Origin of the sequence: Neobacillus sp. SM06, from assembly GCF_050496765.1 — a bacterium.
In the GTDB taxonomy this organism is placed as follows: domain Bacteria; phylum Bacillota; class Bacilli; order Bacillales; family Cytobacillaceae; genus JAEVLT01.
The window spans coordinates 47259-67500 of sequence record NZ_JBNWEO010000017.1; the positions used below are offsets into that span (position 1 = coordinate 47259).

General features: G+C 44.5%; 13 protein-coding genes, 3 tRNA genes, 3 rRNA genes, 1 other RNA gene and 1 other annotated feature (1 of these 21 running past the window's edge). Of the genes, 17 read left to right on the top strand and 3 right to left on the bottom strand.

What is annotated here, in order from left to right:
- The first annotated feature begins 116 nt into the window (after positions 1-116).
- From ACQYAD_RS13485 to rrf, 6 genes are all read left to right on the top strand, one after another.
- Positions 117-1199, top strand: a complete 1083-nt coding sequence (locus ACQYAD_RS13485; protein ID WP_430238951.1) for an HD-GYP domain-containing protein — start codon at positions 117-119, stop codon at positions 1197-1199.
- A 479-nt stretch (positions 1200-1678) separates the two neighbouring features.
- Positions 1679-3227 (top strand): 16S ribosomal RNA (locus ACQYAD_RS13490).
- 235 nt (positions 3228-3462) lie between these two features.
- A tRNA-Ile gene (locus ACQYAD_RS13495) sits at positions 3463-3539 on the top strand.
- A gap of 9 nt (positions 3540-3548) precedes the next feature.
- Positions 3549-3624, top strand: a tRNA-Ala gene (locus tag ACQYAD_RS13500).
- Positions 3625-3746: 122 nt separating this feature from the next.
- Positions 3747-6687: ribosomal RNA gene (locus ACQYAD_RS13505) — 23S ribosomal RNA — on the top strand.
- Between the two features lie 81 nt (positions 6688-6768).
- Positions 6769-6885: ribosomal RNA gene (rrf, locus tag ACQYAD_RS13510) — 5S ribosomal RNA — on the top strand.
- The 16S, 23S and 5S rRNA genes sit together here with 2 tRNA genes alongside, the layout of an rRNA operon.
- Before the next feature lie 63 nt (positions 6886-6948).
- Here rrf and ACQYAD_RS13515 read toward each other — a convergent pair.
- Positions 6949-7890, bottom strand: coding sequence for a YaaC family protein (locus ACQYAD_RS13515; protein WP_430238953.1), 942 nt, complete (start codon positions 7888-7890; stop codon positions 6949-6951).
- A gap of 107 nt (positions 7891-7997) precedes the next feature.
- On the opposite strand from ACQYAD_RS13515, the gene guaB reads away from it, so the two are divergent.
- From guaB to ACQYAD_RS13545, 6 genes are all read left to right on the top strand, one after another.
- A complete protein-coding gene (guaB, locus tag ACQYAD_RS13520; RefSeq protein WP_430238955.1) occupies positions 7998-9464 on the top strand; it encodes an IMP dehydrogenase in 1467 nt (488 codons plus the stop codon).
- 186 nt (positions 9465-9650) lie between these two features.
- Entirely contained in the window at positions 9651-10961 is a 1311-nt protein-coding gene (locus ACQYAD_RS13525; protein WP_430239393.1) for a D-alanyl-D-alanine carboxypeptidase family protein, read from the top strand.
- Positions 10962-11167: 206 nt separating this feature from the next.
- The gene (pdxS, locus tag ACQYAD_RS13530; protein ID WP_430238958.1) at positions 11168-12049 is read left to right on the top strand and encodes a pyridoxal 5'-phosphate synthase lyase subunit PdxS; all 882 of its coding nucleotides are present in this window, start codon (positions 11168-11170) and stop codon (positions 12047-12049) included.
- A 13-nt stretch (positions 12050-12062) separates the two neighbouring features.
- Positions 12063-12653 (top strand): pyridoxal 5'-phosphate synthase glutaminase subunit PdxT, encoded by a 591-nt coding sequence (gene pdxT, locus ACQYAD_RS13535; RefSeq protein WP_430238960.1) that lies wholly within the window; start codon positions 12063-12065, stop codon positions 12651-12653.
- A gap of 56 nt (positions 12654-12709) precedes the next feature.
- Positions 12710-12933 (top strand) — a binding site (T-box leader).
- Between the two features lie 46 nt (positions 12934-12979).
- The gene (serS, locus tag ACQYAD_RS13540; protein WP_430238962.1) at positions 12980-14260 is read left to right on the top strand and encodes a serine--tRNA ligase; all 1281 of its coding nucleotides are present in this window, start codon (positions 12980-12982) and stop codon (positions 14258-14260) included.
- Positions 14261-14350: 90 nt separating this feature from the next.
- Positions 14351-14443: transfer RNA gene (locus ACQYAD_RS13545), tRNA-Ser, on the top strand.
- A gap of 153 nt (positions 14444-14596) precedes the next feature.
- On the opposite strand, the gene ACQYAD_RS13550 is transcribed toward ACQYAD_RS13545, so the two are convergent.
- Together ACQYAD_RS13550 and ACQYAD_RS13555 are read right to left on the bottom strand one after the other, a co-directional pair.
- A complete protein-coding gene (locus tag ACQYAD_RS13550) occupies positions 14597-15889 on the bottom strand; it encodes a LysM peptidoglycan-binding domain-containing protein (RefSeq protein WP_430238964.1) in 1293 nt (430 codons plus the stop codon).
- 37 nt (positions 15890-15926) lie between these two features.
- Entirely contained in the window at positions 15927-16502 is a 576-nt protein-coding gene (locus ACQYAD_RS13555) for an isochorismatase family cysteine hydrolase (RefSeq protein WP_430238966.1), read from the bottom strand.
- Between the two features lie 124 nt (positions 16503-16626).
- Between ACQYAD_RS13555 and tadA the strand changes: the two genes are divergently transcribed.
- The 5 genes from tadA to recR all read left to right on the top strand — a co-directional run.
- The gene (gene tadA, locus ACQYAD_RS13560) at positions 16627-17094 is read left to right on the top strand and encodes a tRNA adenosine(34) deaminase TadA (RefSeq protein WP_430239394.1); all 468 of its coding nucleotides are present in this window, start codon (positions 16627-16629) and stop codon (positions 17092-17094) included.
- Positions 17095-17199: 105 nt separating this feature from the next.
- An RNA gene (ffs, locus tag ACQYAD_RS13565) (signal recognition particle sRNA large type) lies at positions 17200-17464 on the top strand.
- Positions 17465-17672: 208 nt separating this feature from the next.
- Positions 17673-19367, top strand: coding sequence for a DNA polymerase III subunit gamma/tau (gene dnaX / locus ACQYAD_RS13570; RefSeq protein ID WP_430238968.1), 1695 nt, complete (start codon positions 17673-17675; stop codon positions 19365-19367).
- A gap of 18 nt (positions 19368-19385) precedes the next feature.
- On the top strand, positions 19386-19700 hold the full coding sequence (locus ACQYAD_RS13575; protein ID WP_430238970.1) for a YbaB/EbfC family nucleoid-associated protein: 315 nt from the start codon (positions 19386-19388) through the stop codon (positions 19698-19700).
- Positions 19701-19717: 17 nt separating this feature from the next.
- Positions 19718-20242, top strand: the 5' portion of a protein-coding gene (gene recR / locus ACQYAD_RS13580; protein WP_430238973.1) for a recombination mediator RecR. It continues 72 nt past the right edge of the window; 525 of the gene's 597 nt are visible here — the first part of the coding sequence; it begins with the start codon at positions 19718-19720; its stop codon lies off the right edge, out of view.

Here is a 20242-nt window from a genome sequence, read left to right on the forward strand (position 1 = left end):
GAGCCTGATCCCTTCAAGGCTCCTTTTTATGTGCGCCTAATCAGACATTTTGCCCTTCACTTATGGTAAAATAGAGAAAAAATAAAAAGCTAATACGTTAGTTGAGGTGTAGTTCTTTGCGCGTTACTGTACAAGAGCTTCAAGAAGGCTGCATTCTTGAAGCTGATCTATTCAGCAAAACAAACCGCCCCATTTTTGCAAAAAAAACAGTACTGACAGAAGAATTAATTGAAGTACTAAAGGCATTTATGATTAATGAAGTTGAAGTTGAAAAAACACTTGTCGATGGTTCACGTTTTATTCCGTCTTTTATAAGCACAGATGAGTATGAAAATGAGGACAAGAAAGAGAAAGTTCAGTTAAGCTTTACGGATTTATTTTTGAAATCAGTGTTGAAATATAAAAAGGAGTTTATGTCTTGGCAAGCGGGACTTCCAATTGATATTTCCAAAATTCGAAGATTACTGCTGCCATTATTGGAAAAGATCGATGACAATCCTTTTGAAGTTTTCAACCTTTATCGTTTTTCAACGATGGATACCTATCTTTTTCAACATCCAGTTGCAGTCGGCCTGATCAGCGGCTATATCGGGAAAAAGCTGGATCTTGAAAAAGGAGAATGGCTTCAGCTTGCACTAGCCGGCTGCTTAGCCGATTGTGGAATGGCAAAAATTAACCCAACTATTCTTAATAAAAAAACGTCATTAACGATTCGCGAATATGAAGAAATTAAAAAACACCCTATTCTTAGTTACAAGCTTGTTGAAAACATTCCTGTTTTAAGAAAAGATGCCAAAGTAGCTATTCTTCAACATCATGAAAGGCTGGATGGGAGCGGTTATCCGTTAAAAAGTACAAAAATACATCAATATGCGAGAATAATAGCCATTGCGGATACTTTTCATGCGATGACGTCGGAAAGGCTCTACCGGAATAAGCAGTCTCCATTTAAAGCGTTAGAAATGATTTTGGAGGATAGTTTTGGGAAGTTTGATCTTGCTATCGTATCTTCCATTTGTTCAGCGATTATTCATTTTTCACCAGGGGATAAAGTCAAATTATCGAATGGGCATGTTGCAGAAGTTTTATTTGCAGATCAGAAAGCGCCAACTCGTCCGCTAATTAAAATTGAATCAACAGGAGAGATTCTCCACCTCGAAAGAACCCGGCAGCTTTACATTGATGAAATCCTTCGATAATCTAACACATATGCATGTTCGTATATGTGTTTTTTATTGCCTTATTACTAACTGGAGGGGATTCAAGAGAAGGCGAAACGTCCGTCTGCTGTAGATTATTTCTTGCGCTACTTTATACAAGTTTGCTTGATTCGTAAAAAATGCTTGTCAAATTGTATAACTGCTGATATAATCATCAAGTCGACAAAAATAGTTATTTTTTAGCGAAAGTAAAAAATAAAATAATGTTGACAAAGTATTTTTTAAGTGATATATTATAAAAGTCGCTTCTGAGCGACGAACTTAATGCGACTATTTAGAGTAGCTTTGTTCTTTGAAAACTAAACAAACAATTACGTCAACAAATAATCATGATGTTTGCTTTTAAAAGCAACATCAGCCAACGTTAATTTTAAATGAGCTATATCAAACGTTTCTGTTCTTCGGTCGACTAAAAGCCGCAACGTCCTGTTGCGAACGTCGACACTAGAGCATCCTGTTCTTCGGAGAGTTTGATCCTGGCTCAGGACGAACGCTGGCGGCGTGCCTAATACATGCAAGTCGAGCGAATCATTGGGAGCTTGCTCCTGATGATTAGCGGCGGACGGGTGAGTAACACGTGGGCAACCTGCCTGTAAGACTGGGATAACACCGGGAAACCGGTGCTAATACCGGGTAATTCTTTCCTTCGCATGAAGGAAAGTTGAAAGACGGCTTTTGCTGTCACTTACAGATGGGCCCGCGGCGCATTAGCTAGTTGGTGAGGTAACGGCTCACCAAGGCGACGATGCGTAGCCGACCTGAGAGGGTGATCGGCCACACTGGGACTGAGACACGGCCCAGACTCCTACGGGAGGCAGCAGTAGGGAATCTTCCGCAATGGACGAAAGTCTGACGGAGCAACGCCGCGTGAGTGATGAAGGTCTTCGGGTCGTAAAACTCTGTTGTTAGGGAAGAACAAGTATCGGAGTAACTGCCGGTACCTTGACGGTACCTAACCAGAAAGCCACGGCTAACTACGTGCCAGCAGCCGCGGTAATACGTAGGTGGCAAGCGTTGTCCGGAATTATTGGGCGTAAAGCGCGCGCAGGCGGTCCTTTAAGTCTGATGTGAAAGCCCACGGCTCAACCGTGGAGGGTCATTGGAAACTGGGGGACTTGAGTGCAGAAGAGGAAAGCGGAATTCCACGTGTAGCGGTGAAATGCGTAGAGATGTGGAGGAACACCAGTGGCGAAGGCGGCTTTCTGGTCTGTAACTGACGCTGAGGCGCGAAAGCGTGGGGAGCAAACAGGATTAGATACCCTGGTAGTCCACGCCGTAAACGATGAGTGCTAAGTGTTAGAGGGTTTCCGCCCTTTAGTGCTGCAGCTAACGCATTAAGCACTCCGCCTGGGGAGTACGGCCGCAAGGCTGAAACTCAAAGGAATTGACGGGGGCCCGCACAAGCGGTGGAGCATGTGGTTTAATTCGAAGCAACGCGAAGAACCTTACCAGGTCTTGACATCCTCTGACACTCCTAGAGATAGGACTTTCCCTTCGGGGGACAGAGTGACAGGTGGTGCATGGTTGTCGTCAGCTCGTGTCGTGAGATGTTGGGTTAAGTCCCGCAACGAGCGCAACCCTTGATCTTAGTTGCCAGCATTCAGTTGGGCACTCTAAGGTGACTGCCGGTGACAAACCGGAGGAAGGTGGGGATGACGTCAAATCATCATGCCCCTTATGACCTGGGCTACACACGTGCTACAATGGATGGTACAAAGGGCAGCAAGACCGCGAGGTTAAGCCAATCCCATAAAACCATTCTCAGTTCGGATTGCAGGCTGCAACTCGCCTGCATGAAGCCGGAATCGCTAGTAATCGCGGATCAGCATGCCGCGGTGAATACGTTCCCGGGCCTTGTACACACCGCCCGTCACACCACGAGAGTTTGTAACACCCGAAGTCGGTGGGGTAACCGTAAGGAGCCAGCCGCCTAAGGTGGGACAGATGATTGGGGTGAAGTCGTAACAAGGTAGCCGTATCGGAAGGTGCGGCTGGATCACCTCCTTTCTAAGGAAAGTGTCCTTTCGGACATCAATGAGTTGGATGATTATTGACGTATATTGTTTGTTTGGTTTTGAGAGAACAATTCTCGCCAAGTTTGCTCCTGCGCCGCAGTGATTCGGGGAAGCAATTCCTCAGCCCGTCGCAAGGCAGCTTGAAGAAAATTCAATGAGGCCTTTCGCGAAGTTATTCGTAGATGTAGCCTTGTTTCGTTTTGAGAGAACAATCTCTTATAAAATATGGGCCTATAGCTCAGCTGGTTAGAGCGCACGCCTGATAAGCGTGAGGTCGATGGTTCGAGTCCATTTAGGCCCACCATTTCATACTGGGGGATTAGCTCAGCTGGGAGAGCGCCTGCTTTGCACGCAGGAGGTCAGCGGTTCGATCCCGCTATCCTCCACCATTCGTTCTTTGAAAACTAGATAATCGTATAGAAGAAGTAACCAAGCAAGAACCGAGTGATCGCCATTTTAGATTTTCAACCTTTTTCAAGGCGAAATAGAAGCATAGCTGATATGAGCCGCAGGTTAAGTTAGAAAGGGCGCACGGTGGATGCCTTGGCACTAGGAGCCGATGAAGGACGGGACTAACACCGATATGCTTCGGGGAGCTGTAAGTAAGCTTTGATCCGGAGATTTCCGAATGGGGGAACCCACTGTTCGTAATGGAACAGTATCTTTACCTGAATCCATAGGGTAATGAAGGCAGACCCGGGGAACTGAAACATCTAAGTACCCGGAGGAAGAGAAAGCAAACGCGATTCCCCAAGTAGCGGCGAGCGAAACGGGAACAGCCCAAACCGAAAGGCTTGCCTTTCGGGGTTGTAGGACACTCAATATGGAGTTACAAAGGAACGGGGTAAATGAAGCGATCTGGAAAGGTCTGCCGTAGAAGGTAAAAGCCCTGTAGTTGAAACTTCGTTCCCTCCTGAGTGGATCCTGAGTACGGCCGGACACGTGAAATCCGGTCGGAAGCTGGGACGAACCATCTCCCAAGGCTAAATACTCCCTAGTGACCGATAGTGAACCAGTACCGTGAGGGAAAGGTGAAAAGCACCCCGGAAGGGGAGTGAAACAGTTCCTGAAACCGTGTGCCTACAAGTAGTCAAAGCGCGTTTTTGCGTAATGGCGTGCCTTTTGTAGAATGAACCGGCGAGTTACGATTACATGCAAGGTTAAGTCGAAGAGACGGAGCCGCAGCGAAAGCGAGTCTTAATCAGGGCGTAAGAGTATGTGGTCGTAGACCCGAAACCAGGTGATCTACCCATGTCCAGGGTGAAGGTAGGGTAACACCTACTGGAGGCCCGAACCGACGCACGTTGAAAAGTGCGCGGATGAGGTGTGGGTAGCGGAGAAATTCCAATCGAACTTGGAGATAGCTGGTTCTCTCCGAAATAGCTTTAGGGCTAGCCTCACGTGCAAGAGTCTTGGAGGTAGAGCACTGTTTGGACTAGGGGCCCTCATCGGGTTACCGAATTCAGACAAACTCCGAATGCCAAAGACTTATCCGTGGGAGTCAGACTGCGAGTGATAAGATCCGTAGTCAAAAGGGAAACAGCCCAGACCACCAGCTAAGGTCCCAAAGTATACGTTAAGTGGAAAAGGATGTGGAGTTGCTTAGACAACCAGGATGTTGGCTTAGAAGCAGCCACCATTTAAAGAGTGCGTAATAGCTCACTGGTCGAGTGACTCTGCGCCGAAAATGTACCGGGGCTAAACGTATCACCGAAGCTGTGGGTGGACACCGATGGTGTCCGCGGTAGGAGAGCGTTCTAAGGGCGTTGAAGCTGGACCGGAAGGACCGGTGGAGCGCTTAGAAGTGAGAATGCCGGTATGAGTAGCGAAAGATGAGTGAGAATCTCATCCACCGAATGCCTAAGGTTTCCTGAGGAAGGCTCGTCCGCTCAGGGTTAGTCGGGACCTAAGCCGAGGCCGAAAGGCGTAGGCGATGGACAACAGGTTGATATTCCTGTACCACCTCTTTATCGTTTGAGCGAGTGGGGGGACGCAGGAGGATAGGGTAAGCGCACTGCTGGATATGTGCGTGTAAGCAGTTAGGCTGTCAGTGAGGCAAATCCCGCTGACATTAGGCTGAGCTGTGATGCCGAGGGAAATCGAGTACCGAAGTTCCTGATTCCACACTGCCAAGAAAAGCCTCTAGCGAGATAAAAGGTGCCCGTACCGCAAACCGACACAGGTAGGCGAGGAGAGAATCCTAAGGTGAGCGAGAGAACTCTCGTTAAGGAACTCGGCAAAATGACCCCGTAACTTCGGGAGAAGGGGTGCTCTTTGGGGTTTACGCCCCGAAGAGCCGCAGTGAATAGGCCCAGGCGACTGTTTAGCAAAAACACAGGTCTCTGCGAAGCCGCAAGGCGAAGTATAGGGGCTGACGCCTGCCCGGTGCTGGAAGGTTAAGAGGAGGGGTTAGCTCACAAAGCGAAGCTCTGAATTGAAGCCCCAGTAAACGGCGGCCGTAACTATAACGGTCCTAAGGTAGCGAAATTCCTTGTCGGGTAAGTTCCGACCCGCACGAAAGGCGTAACGATCTGGGCACTGTCTCAACGAGAGACTCGGTGAAATTATAGTACCTGTGAAGATGCAGGTTACCCGCGACAGGACGGAAAGACCCCGTGGAGCTTTACTGTAGCCTGATATTGAATTTCGGTACAGCTTGTACAGGATAGGTAGGAGCCGTAGAAACCGGAGCGCCAGCTTCGGTGGAGGCGTCGGTGGGATACTACCCTGGCTGTATTGAAATTCTAACCCACACCCACAAATTCTGGGTGGGAGACAGTGTCAGGTGGGCAGTTTGACTGGGGCGGTCGCCTCCTAAAGAGTAACGGAGGCGCCCAAAGGTTCCCTCAGAATGGTTGGAAATCATTCGTAGAGTGTAAAGGCACAAGGGAGCTTGACTGCGAGACCTACAAGTCGAGCAGGGACGAAAGTCGGGCTTAGTGATCCGGTGGTTCCGCATGGAAGGGCCATCGCTCAACGGATAAAAGCTACCCCGGGGATAACAGGCTTATCTCCCCCAAGAGTCCACATCGACGGGGAGGTTTGGCACCTCGATGTCGGCTCATCGCATCCTGGGGCTGTAGTCGGTCCCAAGGGTTGGGCTGTTCGCCCATTAAAGCGGTACGCGAGCTGGGTTCAGAACGTCGTGAGACAGTTCGGTCCCTATCCGTCGTGGGCGCAGGAAATTTGAGAGGAGCTGTCCTTAGTACGAGAGGACCGGGATGGACGCACCGCTGGTGTACCAGTTGTCTTGCCAAAGGCATCGCTGGGTAGCTATGTGCGGACGGGATAAGTGCTGAAAGCATCTAAGCATGAAGCCCCCCCTCAAGATGAGATTTCCCATAGCGTCAAGCTAGTAAGATCCCTGAAAGACGATCAGGTTGATAGGTCAGAGGTGGAAGCGCGGTGACGTGTGGAGCTGACTGATACTAATCGATCGAGGACTTAACCAATGTAGTTGAATGCGCGAACTCGTTCTTCGTTTACTTCTTCTTGATTACCTAGTTTTGAGGGAATGAACCTCAACAAAATAGCTTGGCGGCAATGGCGAGAAGGTCACACCCGTTCCCATACCGAACACGGAAGTTAAGCTTCTCAGCGCCGATGGTAGTTGGAACGCAAGTTCCTGTGAGAGTAGGACGTTGCCAAGCAAAGAAAAAGACAATCCTTTAAGGATTGTCTTTTTCTTTGCCCAAAATAGTCGGCTAACCAGTTTATTTCTCCATCAGAAATTGATAGATAAGAAAAGGACTTTTCTGTTCTGTAATGGATAAAAAAGCCTCGATAAAGGGATAGTCCTTTGTGGGCATTGATTTGGTTAGATCACCCCACCATTCCGTTTCATAGCGGGCTATCATGCTCAAGTTATAGAGAAGTAAATAATGAACAAGCAGCTCTGGATAATGGAAAAAAGTATTTTTAATCAATGGCAGTACAACAGTTTGGTCTTCAATATTGTATTTGAAAGGTGTAATCTTATTAAGAAAAGAGTCGTTCAAGGTACAGGAAAGAGTGTCAGCTGAAAGCGATACGCTATCAGCAAACCGTGAAAGCAAGAATTCATTAAAGCGGCTAGCCGTCATATGGTAATGGTCTAATACCTTTTCAGGAATAAGAAACTGTCCATTTTGAGGCAGTAGCTCTGCAAAGGTTCTTTTCCCATCAAGTTGGAAAAAAAGAGAGCTAAGTTCAGGTACCAACTGAAACAGTACTTCCATCGTAATTTTATCGCCTTCCAATTGTTCCATGTGAAACATTGTCTTCGACATATAGGGGAAAAGTCCATATTTTTGTAACTTAACTTCATCTTGGAAAAAGTGATAATTTTGTTTTTTTCGTTTGCGTGTGGATACTCCATGGGCCAGAACGGTTGTAGACTCAGGGTAGTTCGGATCAATCGTTAAGATGCTAGCTTTAATTAAATGAACAAGCCCGTAGAAAATTAGGATTGGCTTCAAAATGAGCGGGGCTTTTTCAGCCTGCTCATAATAAATTTGCCCGTGCTCCAAATAATATAAAAAGGTGTAGCAGTTATCAAAACTTTTTTCATGGGCAGATTCTATATGGCAAAGCTCATATTTTTTCTTTAAAAATGCTTGAGCATCTTCTGCTGAAAAAAAACGGAGAAAGCTTCTCCAGCCGGTATAGTGCAACACAGTGATCATCCTTTTTTTGAAAAGTCAAATAAATATCTTCTTCTTGACAGTATTTTGTCCAATTGATAACCTACAAATAATAATTTTTTGATCGGGAGGAAAAGGAAATGTGGGAACATAAATTTGCAAAAGAAGGATTAACTTTTGATGATGTGTTATTAATCCCAGGAAAGTCGGAAGTACTTCCTCGTGATGTCGATCTTAGGGTCGAACTTGCACCTGGCGTAAAGCTGAATATCCCTATCATCAGTGCTGGTATGGATACGGTCACAGAGGCCGAAATGGCAATTGCAATGGCACGTCAAGGCGGCTTGGGAATTATCCATAAAAACATGACGATTGAGCAACAAGCAGAGCAAGTAGAGAAGGTAAAAAGATCAGAAAGCGGAGTCATCACGGATCCATTTTATTTAACTCCCGAGCATCAAGTATTTGATGCAGAGCATTTAATGGCAAAATACCGCATTTCCGGCGTGCCGATCGTCAATAATTTTGAAGAGCAAAGGCTTGTTGGTATTATTACGAATCGAGATCTTCGTTTTATTCAAGACTATTCTTTTAAAATATCAGATGTTATGACAAAAGAGGATCTTGTCACTGCACCGGTAGGGACAACATTGCAAGAAGCGGAAAAAATTTTACAGAAGCATAAGATTGAAAAGCTCCCTCTTGTGGATGATGCAGGTGTTTTAAAAGGGCTAATCACCATTAAAGATATTGAGAAAGTCATTGAATTTCCTAATTCGGCAAAGGATAAGCAAGGCCGTTTGCTGGCAGGGGCTGCAGTAGGGGTTACAAAAGACACGATGAAGCGCGTGGAACATCTTGTTAAAGCAAATGTTGATGTCATTGTTGTTGATACGGCACATGGCCATTCCAAGGGTGTACTTGATACCGTAAAAGAAATTCGCACTGCCTATCCGCAATTAACCATCATCGCCGGGAATGTGGCAACAGCAGAAGCGACAAAAGATTTAATCGAGGCAGGGGCCGATGTAGTAAAAGTGGGCATTGGACCTGGATCCATTTGTACGACAAGGGTTGTTGCCGGTGTCGGTGTTCCGCAAATTACGGCTGTATATGATTGTGCTGCAGAAGCGCGCAAGCATGGCAAAACGATTATCGCTGATGGGGGAATTAAATACTCGGGTGACATCGTCAAAGCTCTTGCCGCTGGCGGACATGCTGTTATGCTAGGCAGCTTGCTGGCTGGCGTATCAGAAAGCCCGGGGGAAACAGAAATTTTCCAAGGGCGCCGTTTTAAAGTCTACCGTGGAATGGGATCTGTTGCAGCAATGGAAAAAGGCTCAAAAGATCGTTATTTCCAGGAGGAAAATAAAAAGTTTGTACCGGAAGGAATTGAAGGACGCCTGCCGTACAAAGGGCCTTTAGCGGAAACGATCTACCAGCTTGTTGGCGGATTGCGCTCCGGAATGGGGTATTGCGGGACGAAAGACTTATCAGAGCTAAGAGAGAATGCCCAGTTTATCAAAATGACTGGTGCAGGCTTGAGAGAAAGCCATCCGCACGATGTGCAGATTACAAAAGAAGCTCCAAACTATTCCCTTTCTTAAAAAGAAGCGTTTGCTTCTTTTTTTGTATTTCCTGAAAATTGGTAAAGATGTTGGAATTGGAAATAAGATAGGCCAATGCTCTGTCTATGATTTAGTTTTGAATTGTGTTAAAATAACCAACGTGTATTTAAATCGTTGGAGGGCATTACCGTGAAAAAACACTTTTATCAAAAATGGATTGCCAGCATGATGGCGGTCATTCTCTTTTTTGGCTTCTTTACCGGCTTTGGCAAAGCAGAAGCAGAAACGGCTTTGAATGTAAATGCTGCAGGAGCTATCTTGGTTGATGGAAAAACAGGTCAAGTTTTATACGAAAAAAATGCTGACAGTGCATTGGGCATTGCCAGTATGACAAAGATGATGACAGAATATATACTGCTTGATGCAATTAAAAAAGGACGGGTCAAATGGGATCAGCAGTATTCGGTCAGTGATTTAGCCTATAAAATTTCACAAAATGGCGATCTATCAAATGTTCCACTAAGAAAAGACGGAAAATACAAAATCCGCGATTTGTATCAAGCAATGGCGATTTATTCGGCAAATGCCGCGACGATTGCGATTGCCGAAACGATTGCCGGGTCAGAAACAAATTTTGTGAAAATGATGAATGACAAAGCGAAACAACTCGGATTAAAAAATTATAAATTTGTTAATTCTACCGGTTTGAATAATAAAGATTACCAAGGAATGCAGCCAAAAGGGACAAGCCCTGATGCGGAAAACGTCATGTCCCCCCGCTCAGTTGCAACTCTAGCATTTCGCTTAATTAATGATTTCCCGGAAGTGTTGAAAACAGCCAGCACTCCAACGAAAACCTTTGTGGAAGGGACGAAAATGGACAACTGGAACTGGATGCTTCCAAGCCTGGTGTTCGGGTATCAAGGAATGGATGGCTTAAAAACAGGTACGACTGATTTTGCCGGCTATAGCTTTACCGGTACAGCGATGCGGGATGGACAGCGGTTTATCACGGTTGTTCAAAAAGCAACAGATGACAAAGGACAGGGCGGCTATAAAGCACGGTTCGATGAAACGCGAAAAATGCTGGATTATGCTTTTAGCAATTATAAAAAAGAAGAGATCCTTCCGAAACACTATCAAGTAAAAGGATCGAAAACTTTACCAGTTGTAAATGGAAAAGAAAACCAAGTGAGGATTTATACGAAATCTCCGATAAACATGTTACTATTAAATGGTGAAAAGAAAAATTATCAACCCGTTTTTGTTCTAGATAAAACGAAACTAACGAAAGATGGCAAACTGGCCGCCCCGATTAAAAAAGGGGAAAAAGTGGGATATATAACACTGCAGGCGAAAAATGGCGGAAAGGTTCGTTTCTTAACACCAGAGGGTGCCAAAAGTGTTCAAACTGATGTTGTCGCAGCACAGGATGTTGAAAAAGCAAACTGGTTCGTGCTGATGATGAGAGGAATTGGCGGATTTTTCAGCGGACTAGGCCACGGGATATCGTCAACAGTGAAAGGTTGGTTCTAAGCCGCCATTTGCTTTAATGGAAAGGTATAAATCGCCGCAAGGGGTTTATACTTTCTTTTTAGCCAAAAAAGGGATTTCCGCCTTGACAGGAATTCCTTTTTGGTGTTTATTTTCAATATGGAAAAGAAATTATTCCGATTTAAATAATAAAATTTCCGTATTGTGTCTAAAAAATTCATAATAATAAAATTAAAGGGGGATTTACAATGAAAACAGGAACAGATCGTGTAAAACGCGGAATGGCCGAAATGCAAAAAGGCGGCGTCATCATGGACGTAGTCAATGCCGAACAAGCAAAAATCGCTGAGGAGGCCGGTGCAGTTGCCGTAATGGCTTTGGAGCGTGTCCCATCAGATATTCGTGCTGCCGGCGGTGTAGCGAGAATGGCGGATCCGCGCATTGTTGAAGAAGTAATGGGGGCAGTAACCATTCCGGTAATGGCAAAAGCGAGAATCGGCCATATCGTTGAAGCACGCGTCCTTGAAGCTTTGGGTGTTGACTATATTGATGAAAGTGAAGTTTTAACGCCAGCAGATGAAGAGTTTCATTTAAATAAAAAAGAATATACAGTTCCATTTGTTTGCGGCTGCCGCGATCTTGGCGAAGCTGCCCGCCGTATTGGCGAAGGTGCTTCCATGCTGCGTACTAAAGGGGAGCCGGGAACGGGTAATATTGTTGAAGCCGTTCGTCATATGCGTAAAGTGAATGCACAAGTGCGCAAAGTTGTCGCAATGAATGAAGATGAGTTGATGACAGAAGCAAAACTTTTAGGCGCGCCATATGAAATTTTACTTGAAATCAAGCGTCTTGGGCGCCTTCCAGTTGTTAACTTTGCAGCCGGCGGTGTAGCGACACCTGCAGACGCCGCCTTAATGATGCAGTTAGGCGCAGACGGCGTTTTTGTTGGATCAGGTATTTTTAAATCTGAGAACCCTGCGAAATTTGCAAGAGCGATTGTGGAAGCAACAACGCATTATCAGGATTATAAATTGATTGCCGAAATTTCGAAGGACCTTGGGATTGCCATGAAGGGAATTGAAATTTCATCACTTGCTCCACATGACCGTATGCAAGAGCGCGGCTGGTAAGGAGTTTTGTAAGATGGTGAAAATTGGGGTTTTAGCGCTGCAAGGTGCTGTTCGTGAACATGTGAAATCAGTGGAAGCGTGCGGTGCAGAGGCAGTGGTGATTAAGCAAAAAGAAGAGCTAAAAGATGTGGACGGGCTTATCCTTCCTGGCGGCGAAAGCACGACAATGCGCCGTTTGATTGATAAATACGATTTCATGGACAGCCTTAAAGAGTTTGCACAACAAGGGAAACCCATGTTCGGCACGTGTGCAGGTTTAATTTTACTGGCAAAAAAGATTGTTGGTTATGAGACACCGCACATTGGTGTGATGGACATTACGGTTGAGCGCAATTCATTTGGCCGCCAGCGTGAAAGTTTTGAAGCTGACATTGCCATTAACGGGGTGGCTGATGATTTCCCTGCTGTGTTTATCCGTGCGCCGCATATCGTGGAGGCAGGCGAAAATGTTGAGATTCTCGCTAAACACAATGACCGCGTCGTGGCAGCAAGGGAAGGACAATTCCTCGGATGTTCTTTCCATCCGGAATTAACAGATGATAGCCGTTTGACGGAATATTTTGTGCAAATGGTTAAAGAGGCAAAGGAAAAACAATTTGCATAATTTTATTGCTTTTGGTTGATAATCATAGTAAAGTAAATATTACCAATTTTCATATGGAAAAAGCTTTGAAGGGAACTAGTAGCATGTTTTCTCTCTTAAGAGAGCCGATGGCTGGTGAAAATCGGCGAGAGATGTATGTGAATCCATCCCTGAGCAAAGTGTGGAACGACCTAGAAACGATGGTCAAGTAAACACTTTCGGTTGCAGCCGTTAGTTTGATCAAGGTGGACAATTTCAATTGTCAACCAGGGTGGCAACGCGGGTAACTCTCGTCCCTGTTTTGGGGATGGGGGTTTTTTATTTTGGAAAAAAGGAGCGGTTTTGAAATGCTGGATTTAAAATACTTAAGAGCTAATTTTACAGAGGTGAAAGCGAAGCTGCAGCATCGGGGGGAGGATTTAACCGATCTTGGCAAGTTTGAGGATTTGGATCAAAAAAGAAGGGAACTGATTGTTGAATCGGAGCAGTTGAAAAGTAAGCGAAATGAAGTTTCTCAGCAAGTAGCAGCGTTAAAGCGTGAGAAAAAAGATGCAGATCATCTTATTGCAGAAATGAGGGAAGTTGGTGATCGGATCAAAGTTCTTGATGACGAGCTTCGGAAAGTAGAAGAAACGCTTGAAGTTCTCTTGTTGAGCATTCCGAATATCCCTCATGAAAGCGTGCCGATTGGTGATACAGAAGAGGATAATGTTGAAATTCGCAAATGGGGAGAGCTTCCTGATTTCCAATTTGAACCGAAGCCGCATTGGGAGATTGCCGAGCATTTGGATATTTTAGATTTTGAACGTGCCGGAAAAGTAACCGGGAGCCGCTTTGTCTTTTATAAAGGGCTCGGCGCCCGTTTGGAGCGTGCATTGTTCAATTTTATGCTTGACCTTCATGTAGATGAACATGGATATAAGGAAATTTTGCCGCCTTATATGGTTAATCGCGCGAGCATGACAGGCACAGGCCAGCTGCCCAAGTTTGAGGAGGATGCTTTTCTAATTGAAAGCAAAGATTATTTTCTGATTCCAACGGCTGAAGTACCCGTTACCAATTTGCATCGGGATGAGATTTTGAGCGGGGATGAACTCCCAATCCGCTATGCAGCATTTAGTGCTTGTTTCCGTTCAGAAGCCGGGTCAGCAGGACGGGATACAAGAGGACTGATTCGGCAGCATCAATTTAATAAAGTGGAATTGGTTAAGTTTGTTAAGCCGGAGGATTCATACGAAGAGTTGGAGAAGCTAACCAATGATGCAGAACGGGTATTACAGTTATTAAAGCTTCCGTATCGTGTTTTAAGCATGTGCACGGGAGATTTAGGATTCACTGCAGCAAAAAAATACGATATTGAAGTGTGGCTTCCAAGTTATGAAACGTATAGGGAAATTTCTTCTTGCAGCAATTTTGAAGATTTTCAAGCAAGGAGAGCCAATATTCGCTTCCGCCGCGATGTAAAAGCAAAACCAGAACATGTTCATACGTTGAATGGTTCCGGCCTTGCGATCGGCCGTACCGTTGCCGCTATTTTAGAAAATTATCAGCAGGAAGACGGCAGTGTGGTAATTCCAGAAGTATTAAGGCCGTATATGGGGAACCGTACGGTAATCAAGCCAGAATAGCGCAAATCTTGGGCTGGGAGTTTCCCGCCCAAGATTTTTTAATTATTGACATGGTTACTATGCATATGCTATATTATCTCTTGTCGATATGGAGGAATACCCAAGTCTGGCTGAAGGGATCGGTCTTGAAAACCGACAGGCGGGTTAAACCGCGCGGGGGTTCGAATCCCTCTTCCTCCGCCATTGAGTAATGAATAGTAACCAACGCGCATAAATTGGAGATCAACACCGCTGTACTCAGTTACAGCGGTGTTTTTTTAAAAGAAGCAGTGAGCTTGAATGGCGATAAGATGACCATTCGAAAAAAAACTGCCTTTATTCGGCAGTTTTTTCTGATCACGGTGTTGCCTTTTTGACAACATGAAAATTATCCACGATGAGCAGCCAATTTTGCGGAAACGATAGGCCAAGCTTCCAATAGCTCATTCCCCTTAGTTTCAGCGTTTTGATTAAATCAAATTTTGCTTGAATGGACCGGGCATCTTCAAACCATACTTCATGTTGTTTTCCCGCTGAATCACGGTATCGGAAAAAGGGAGCCTGTGCCTTCGTATCGTATTGAATAGCCGCATGATGCTGTGCTGCAAGCTGTATCGCTTGCTGCGGACTGACGGCTTTTGCAATGGTTCCCTGCACAAACGGGAGTGTCCAATCGTAGCCGTATAAATTTTGCCCCATTAAAATTTTCGAAGAAGGCATTTCAGTTATGGCATATTCGAGAACCCTTCTAACTTGGTCAATTGGCGATACGGCCATGGCTGGCCCACCGCTATAGCCCCATTCATAGGTCATGATGACGACAAAGTCGGATATTTCCCCGTGTGCTTTATAATCATGGCCTTCATACCATTTTCCTTTTTGGGTTGCACTTGTCTTTGGAGCAAGGGCTGTCGACATGAACCAGCCTTCCTGTTTAAACCTTGTCTTTGCTTTTCGTAAAAAGCGATTGTATGCTTCGCGGTCAACCGGGCGAATATACTCAAAATCAAAATGAATATCCCGAAACCCATATTTTTTTGCTGTTGCGACAATATTGTTTAAAAATTTATCTTGAACTGAAAGATCGTTAAGCAAAATTCGTCCTAATTCATCACTGAATTGGTCATTTTCCTGGTTATTTATAACCATCATTAAGACGTTTTGGTGGCTCTTGGCAATGGCGGGAAAGTTATCGAGCAATGGTTCCTTTAGTGTTCCATCACGGCGTGCTTGAAAACTAAATGGGGCCAAATACGTTAAATATGGTGCGGCATCGCGTGCGCTGTTAATGAGTGATGGTGCAACGGCAGTGCCGCGCGGTTCTACGTAACCATTAAACTCAGCCTGCCTTTTAGGAGCTTGCGGCAGGTAGAGCTGAAAACCAATCTGCAGGGGCTGGTTTAATGGGATGCGATTAATTGAAGCCAATTGTTGGGCGGTAATGCCTGCTTTCCGTGCAATCGAGTAGAGTGAATCACCGGATTGAACGGTATAAAATCTGCCGATAATTGGAATGACCATCGTTTGTCCAACAACCAAATTGTTCGGGTTCGGAAGTTCGTTTGCATCAATTATATCGTTTACGGTCGTGCGGTATTTTCTTGCGATGCTGGTTAAAGACTCATTTCTTTGAACTACATGAATTTGCATGCTAATCCCCTCCCTATGCAAATACGCTACAACTATTCTATGAGTGGGTTTGGGGATACATGTTATAATGTTGATAAATTTCGTGATCAGTTGTTTCGATGTTTGCTTTTAAAACGTTCTGCATCATCGTTAATGCATACTGATTGTCTTGATCTTCCACGGAAGCAATGCAGTTTTTCGGGACAAATAATCGGTATTCGCGCATGTAAGCATCATTGGCGGAAAAGAGTACACAAATATTGCCGGCAATCCCCGCAAGGATAAGGGTATCAACCTTAAGTTGATGCAGCAATGTATTTAAAGCCGTTCCGTAAAAGGCAGAATGCTTTGGTTTAATTAAAAAATAATCCTCCGAGCCTGGCAGGAGTTCTTCAAAAATTGAATTGCTTTTTTCGTTTCGGCAGAAATCAATTATTTTTCCCATATCGGCCTGCCAAAGATTGTAGTGATCATTAACAAAGATTACCGGATAGCCTTTTTGGTTAAACTGTTCCTTTAGTTTTTTGATCGGCTGCACAATTTGCCTTGTTTTTTCCGCAAGAGCAGCACCGTCAGGGAAGTCAAAATGATTTATCATATCAATGATGATAAGAGCAGGGGGGATTTTAGTCATATTGTCTCACCTTCTGTTAGTATTTTTTGTGATACTTTATCTTCTATAACACATCGCAATCAAATAAAACTTAGTTTGTGCAGTATGGAGGTTTTCTATAGTGGATTGGCATGAATATGACGAAATGTTTATGCGTGAAGCAATAAAAGAGGCAAAAAATGCCGAGAACCTAAATGAAGTTCCAATTGGCGCAGTGATCGTGCTTGATGGAAAAATTATTTCCCGGGGATTTAATTTACGGGAGAGTGAGCAAAATGCTGTTGCACATGCAGAACTGCTCGCAATCGAACGAGCATGTGAAAAAATGGGAACATGGCGGCTGGAAGAAGCTGTTTTATATGTCACATTGGAACCGTGTCCGATGTGTTCTGGAGCGATCCTTCTATCAAGGATCAAAAAGGTGGTGTATGGCGCGCCCGATCCAAAAGCAGGCTGTGCCGGTACACTAATGAATCTGTTGCAGGATGAACGGTTTAATCACCAATGTGAAGTAACTTCAGGTGTTTTGCAAAAAGAATGCAGTGACATGCTCTCATTGTTTTTTCGCCGAATTCGCGAGAAAAAAAAGGCGGAGAAAAGAAAGAATGAATAGTATTTTACAGTATTTAACAGGTGATAAATATTGCTTTTTTGTTTGAATCTTAGTATACTAAATAAGCATCAAACATTGATGCATTAAAAATTGGTATTAAGTTTGCCGTGCTAGGCGGGGAGGTAGCGGTGCCCTGTACTCGCAATCCGCTCTAGCGAGGCTGAATCCCTTCCTGAGGCTGATTTCCTGTAGGGTCTGCCTTAAGTAAGTGGTGTTGACGTCTGGGTCCTGCGCAATGGGAATCCATGAACCATGTCAGGTCCGGAAGGAAGCAGCATTAAGTGGACCATCCCATGTGCCGCAGGGTTGCCTGGGCCGAGCTAACTGCTTAAGTAACGCTTATGGGAGTCAGTCGACGGAAGGTGCACGGCAGTTAATTACATACACAAAAGCCAACTCATCCCGATCGGGGGTGGGTTTTTTGTTGTGCAAAAGACTGAATCGGCTCAAATTTTATTACATACACGAAGAGATCCTCAATCATTCTTATTGTATTTTCTTTTATATTAGCTTTGTAAAATGGAAAAGGGATACGGTATAATGAGAAAGATAGAAGATTCGGAAGGGGGCTCTTGTAGATGGCTTATCAAGCATTGTACCGTGTATGGCGTCCACAGACATTTTTGGATGTTGTCGGCCAAGAGCATGTAACCAAGACATTGCAAAATGCCCTGCTTCAACAAAAAATTTCCCATGCCTACCTTTTTTCAGGGCCAAGGGGTACGGGAAAAACAAGTGCGGCGAAAATTTTGGCAAAAGCGGTTAACTGCGAACACGCCCCTGTTGCTGAACCATGCAACGAATGTGCCGCGTGCAAAGGGATTACAAATGGATCCATTCCCGATGTAATTGAGATAGATGCTGCCTCCAATAATGGGGTTGAAGAGATCCGCGATATCCGTGATAAAGTAAAATATGCACCGAATGCTGTTCAGTATAAAGTGTATATTATTGATGAAGTGCATATGCTCTCCATTGGGGCATTTAATGCATTGCTTAAAACACTGGAAGAGCCACCGAAGCATGTTATTTTTATTTTAGCAACAACTGAACCGCATAAAATTCCTCTGACGATTATTTCACGCTGCCAGCGTTTTGATTTTAAACGAATTACTGCTCAATCAATTGTTGGCCGAATGAAAGTAATTGTAGAAGAAACGGGTATTGAGTGCGATGAAAAGGCACTAAAGATTATCGCAAGAGCAGCTGAAGGTGGGATGAGGGATGCGCTTAGTTTGCTGGATCAAGCCATCTCCTTCAGTCAGGATCAAGTCACAGTTGAAGATGCGCTGACCGTTACTGGCTCAGTCTCACAGCAATTCATGAACCAACTGGCAATGGCGATTGAAGAGAAAAATGCTGCCAGTGGTCTTGAAGCCCTTGAGGAACTCCTCTTTCAAGGTAAAGATCCTGTTCGTTTTATTGAGGACTTTATTTTATTTTATCGTGACATGCTGCTTTTCAAAGCTGCTCCCAATTTGGAAGAGTCAATGGAACGAGTACTGATTGACGACGATTTCCGAAGAATGGCTGAAAAGACTGAAACAGATCACATCTACCAATTGATTGATATACTCAATAAAGCCCAACAGGAAATGCGCTGGACAAACCATCCACGGATATTTCTTGAAGTCGCAATCGTGAAGTTATGCCAGATGGAGAAAAAAAAGGAAAACCATCCCCAAACTGCAGATGTTGAACCACTGCTGATGCGAATTGAACAGCTTGAAAAACAATTGCAAGAGCTGAAGAGCACTGGGTCTGTCGTTGCACATGAACCGGCTGCTGCTGTGCAAAAATCGGCACACCGCTCTTCGAGAAAAGGATTTCAGGCACCGGTTGGGAAAATAAACGAAGTTTTAAAACAGGCAACGAAAACGGATTTGAATCAGTTGAAGAGCCGCTGGGGAGAAATGCTTTCAAGACTGTTGAAATCCCATTCGGCCTTGCTGAATGAGGCGGAACCAATTGCTGCCTCTGCCAATACATTTATTATTAAGTTCAAACATGAAATTCATTGCCAGATGGCGATGGAGAATGGCCGTTTTCTTGAAGCGGTTAGTCAGGCTTTTCAGGATATGCTTGGCAAGAGGCTTTCGATTCTCGGTGTTCCTGAAGATCAATGGCAAGCGATTCGAGAAAATTTTTTAAACAGTCATCATAGTCATGAAGGTGACGACGGAGAACATGAAACATCACCAGCTTCAGAGAATACGCACATCGCTGAAGCAAAAAAACTATTTGGTGCTGAATTTATAGAGGTTATAGAATAAACTGGAGGGAACAAAATCATGCGTGGAATGGGAAATATGCAAAACATGATGAAGCAAATGCAAAAAATGCAAAAGAAAATGATGGAGGCTCAAGAAGAGCTCGGTCAACAAAAAATAGAAGGAACTGCTGGAGGCGGGATGGTTACAGTCGTTGTAACGGGACATAGAGAAGTTGTGTATGTGAAAATTAACCCGGAAGCAGTTGATCCGGAAGATGTTGAAATGCTCCAAGATCTGATTCTTGCAGCAACAAACGATGCGCTTAAAAAAGTAGAGGAAATGACAAACAAAACAATGGGACAATTTACACAAGGGATGAATCTTCCCTTCTAGGAGTGGGACAATAAAAAATGCACTATCCTGAACCGATATCAAAGCTAATTGACAGCTTTATGAAGTTGCCAGGTATCGGCCCGAAAACGGCCGCTCGTCTGGCTTTTTTTGTTTTAAGTATGAAAGAAGATACAGTGCTTGATTTTGCAAAAGCATTAGTCAATGCAAAACGTAATTTAACATATTGCTCTGTTTGCGGGCATATTACGGATCAAGATCCATGCTATATATGTGAAGATGTACGAAGGGATCGATCGGTTATTTGCGTTGTCCAGGATCCAAAAGATGTAATCGCAATGGAGAAAATGAAAGAGTATAACGGCTTGTACCATGTCCTAAACGGAGCAATTTCACCTATGGATGGAATTGGCCCTGAGGATATCAATATTCCGGATTTATTAAAACGGCTTCAAGATGATACGGTACAAGAGGTCATTCTTGCCACCAATCCAAATATTGAAGGTGAGGCAACAGCCATGTACATTTCCCGTTTGTTAAAGCCGTCTGGCATTAAGATTACGAGAATTGCTCATGGACTCCCT

Bases quoted from the DNA above. Each gene is read 5' to 3' on its own strand.
- ACQYAD_RS13550 (WP_430238964.1), bottom strand. From the start codon at position 15,889: ATGCAAATTCATGTAGTTCAAAGAAATGAGTCTTTAACCAGCATCGCA.
- ACQYAD_RS13575 (WP_430238970.1), top strand. From the start codon at position 19,386: ATGCGTGGAATGGGAAATATGCAAAACATGATGAAGCAAATGCAAAAA.
- guaB (WP_430238955.1), top strand. From the start codon at position 7,998: ATGTGGGAACATAAATTTGCAAAAGAAGGATTAACTTTTGATGATGTG.
- pdxS (WP_430238958.1), top strand. From the start codon at position 11,168: ATGAAAACAGGAACAGATCGTGTAAAACGCGGAATGGCCGAAATGCAA.
- dnaX (WP_430238968.1), top strand. From the start codon at position 17,673: ATGGCTTATCAAGCATTGTACCGTGTATGGCGTCCACAGACATTTTTG.
- tadA (WP_430239394.1), top strand. From the start codon at position 16,627: ATGTTTATGCGTGAAGCAATAAAAGAGGCAAAAAATGCCGAGAACCTA.
- pdxT (WP_430238960.1), top strand. From the start codon at position 12,063: ATGGTGAAAATTGGGGTTTTAGCGCTGCAAGGTGCTGTTCGTGAACAT.
- ACQYAD_RS13555 (WP_430238966.1), bottom strand. From the start codon at position 16,502: ATGACTAAAATCCCCCCTGCTCTTATCATCATTGATATGATAAATCAT.
- serS (WP_430238962.1), top strand. From the start codon at position 12,980: ATGCTGGATTTAAAATACTTAAGAGCTAATTTTACAGAGGTGAAAGCG.
- ACQYAD_RS13525 (WP_430239393.1), top strand. From the start codon at position 9,651: ATGATGGCGGTCATTCTCTTTTTTGGCTTCTTTACCGGCTTTGGCAAA.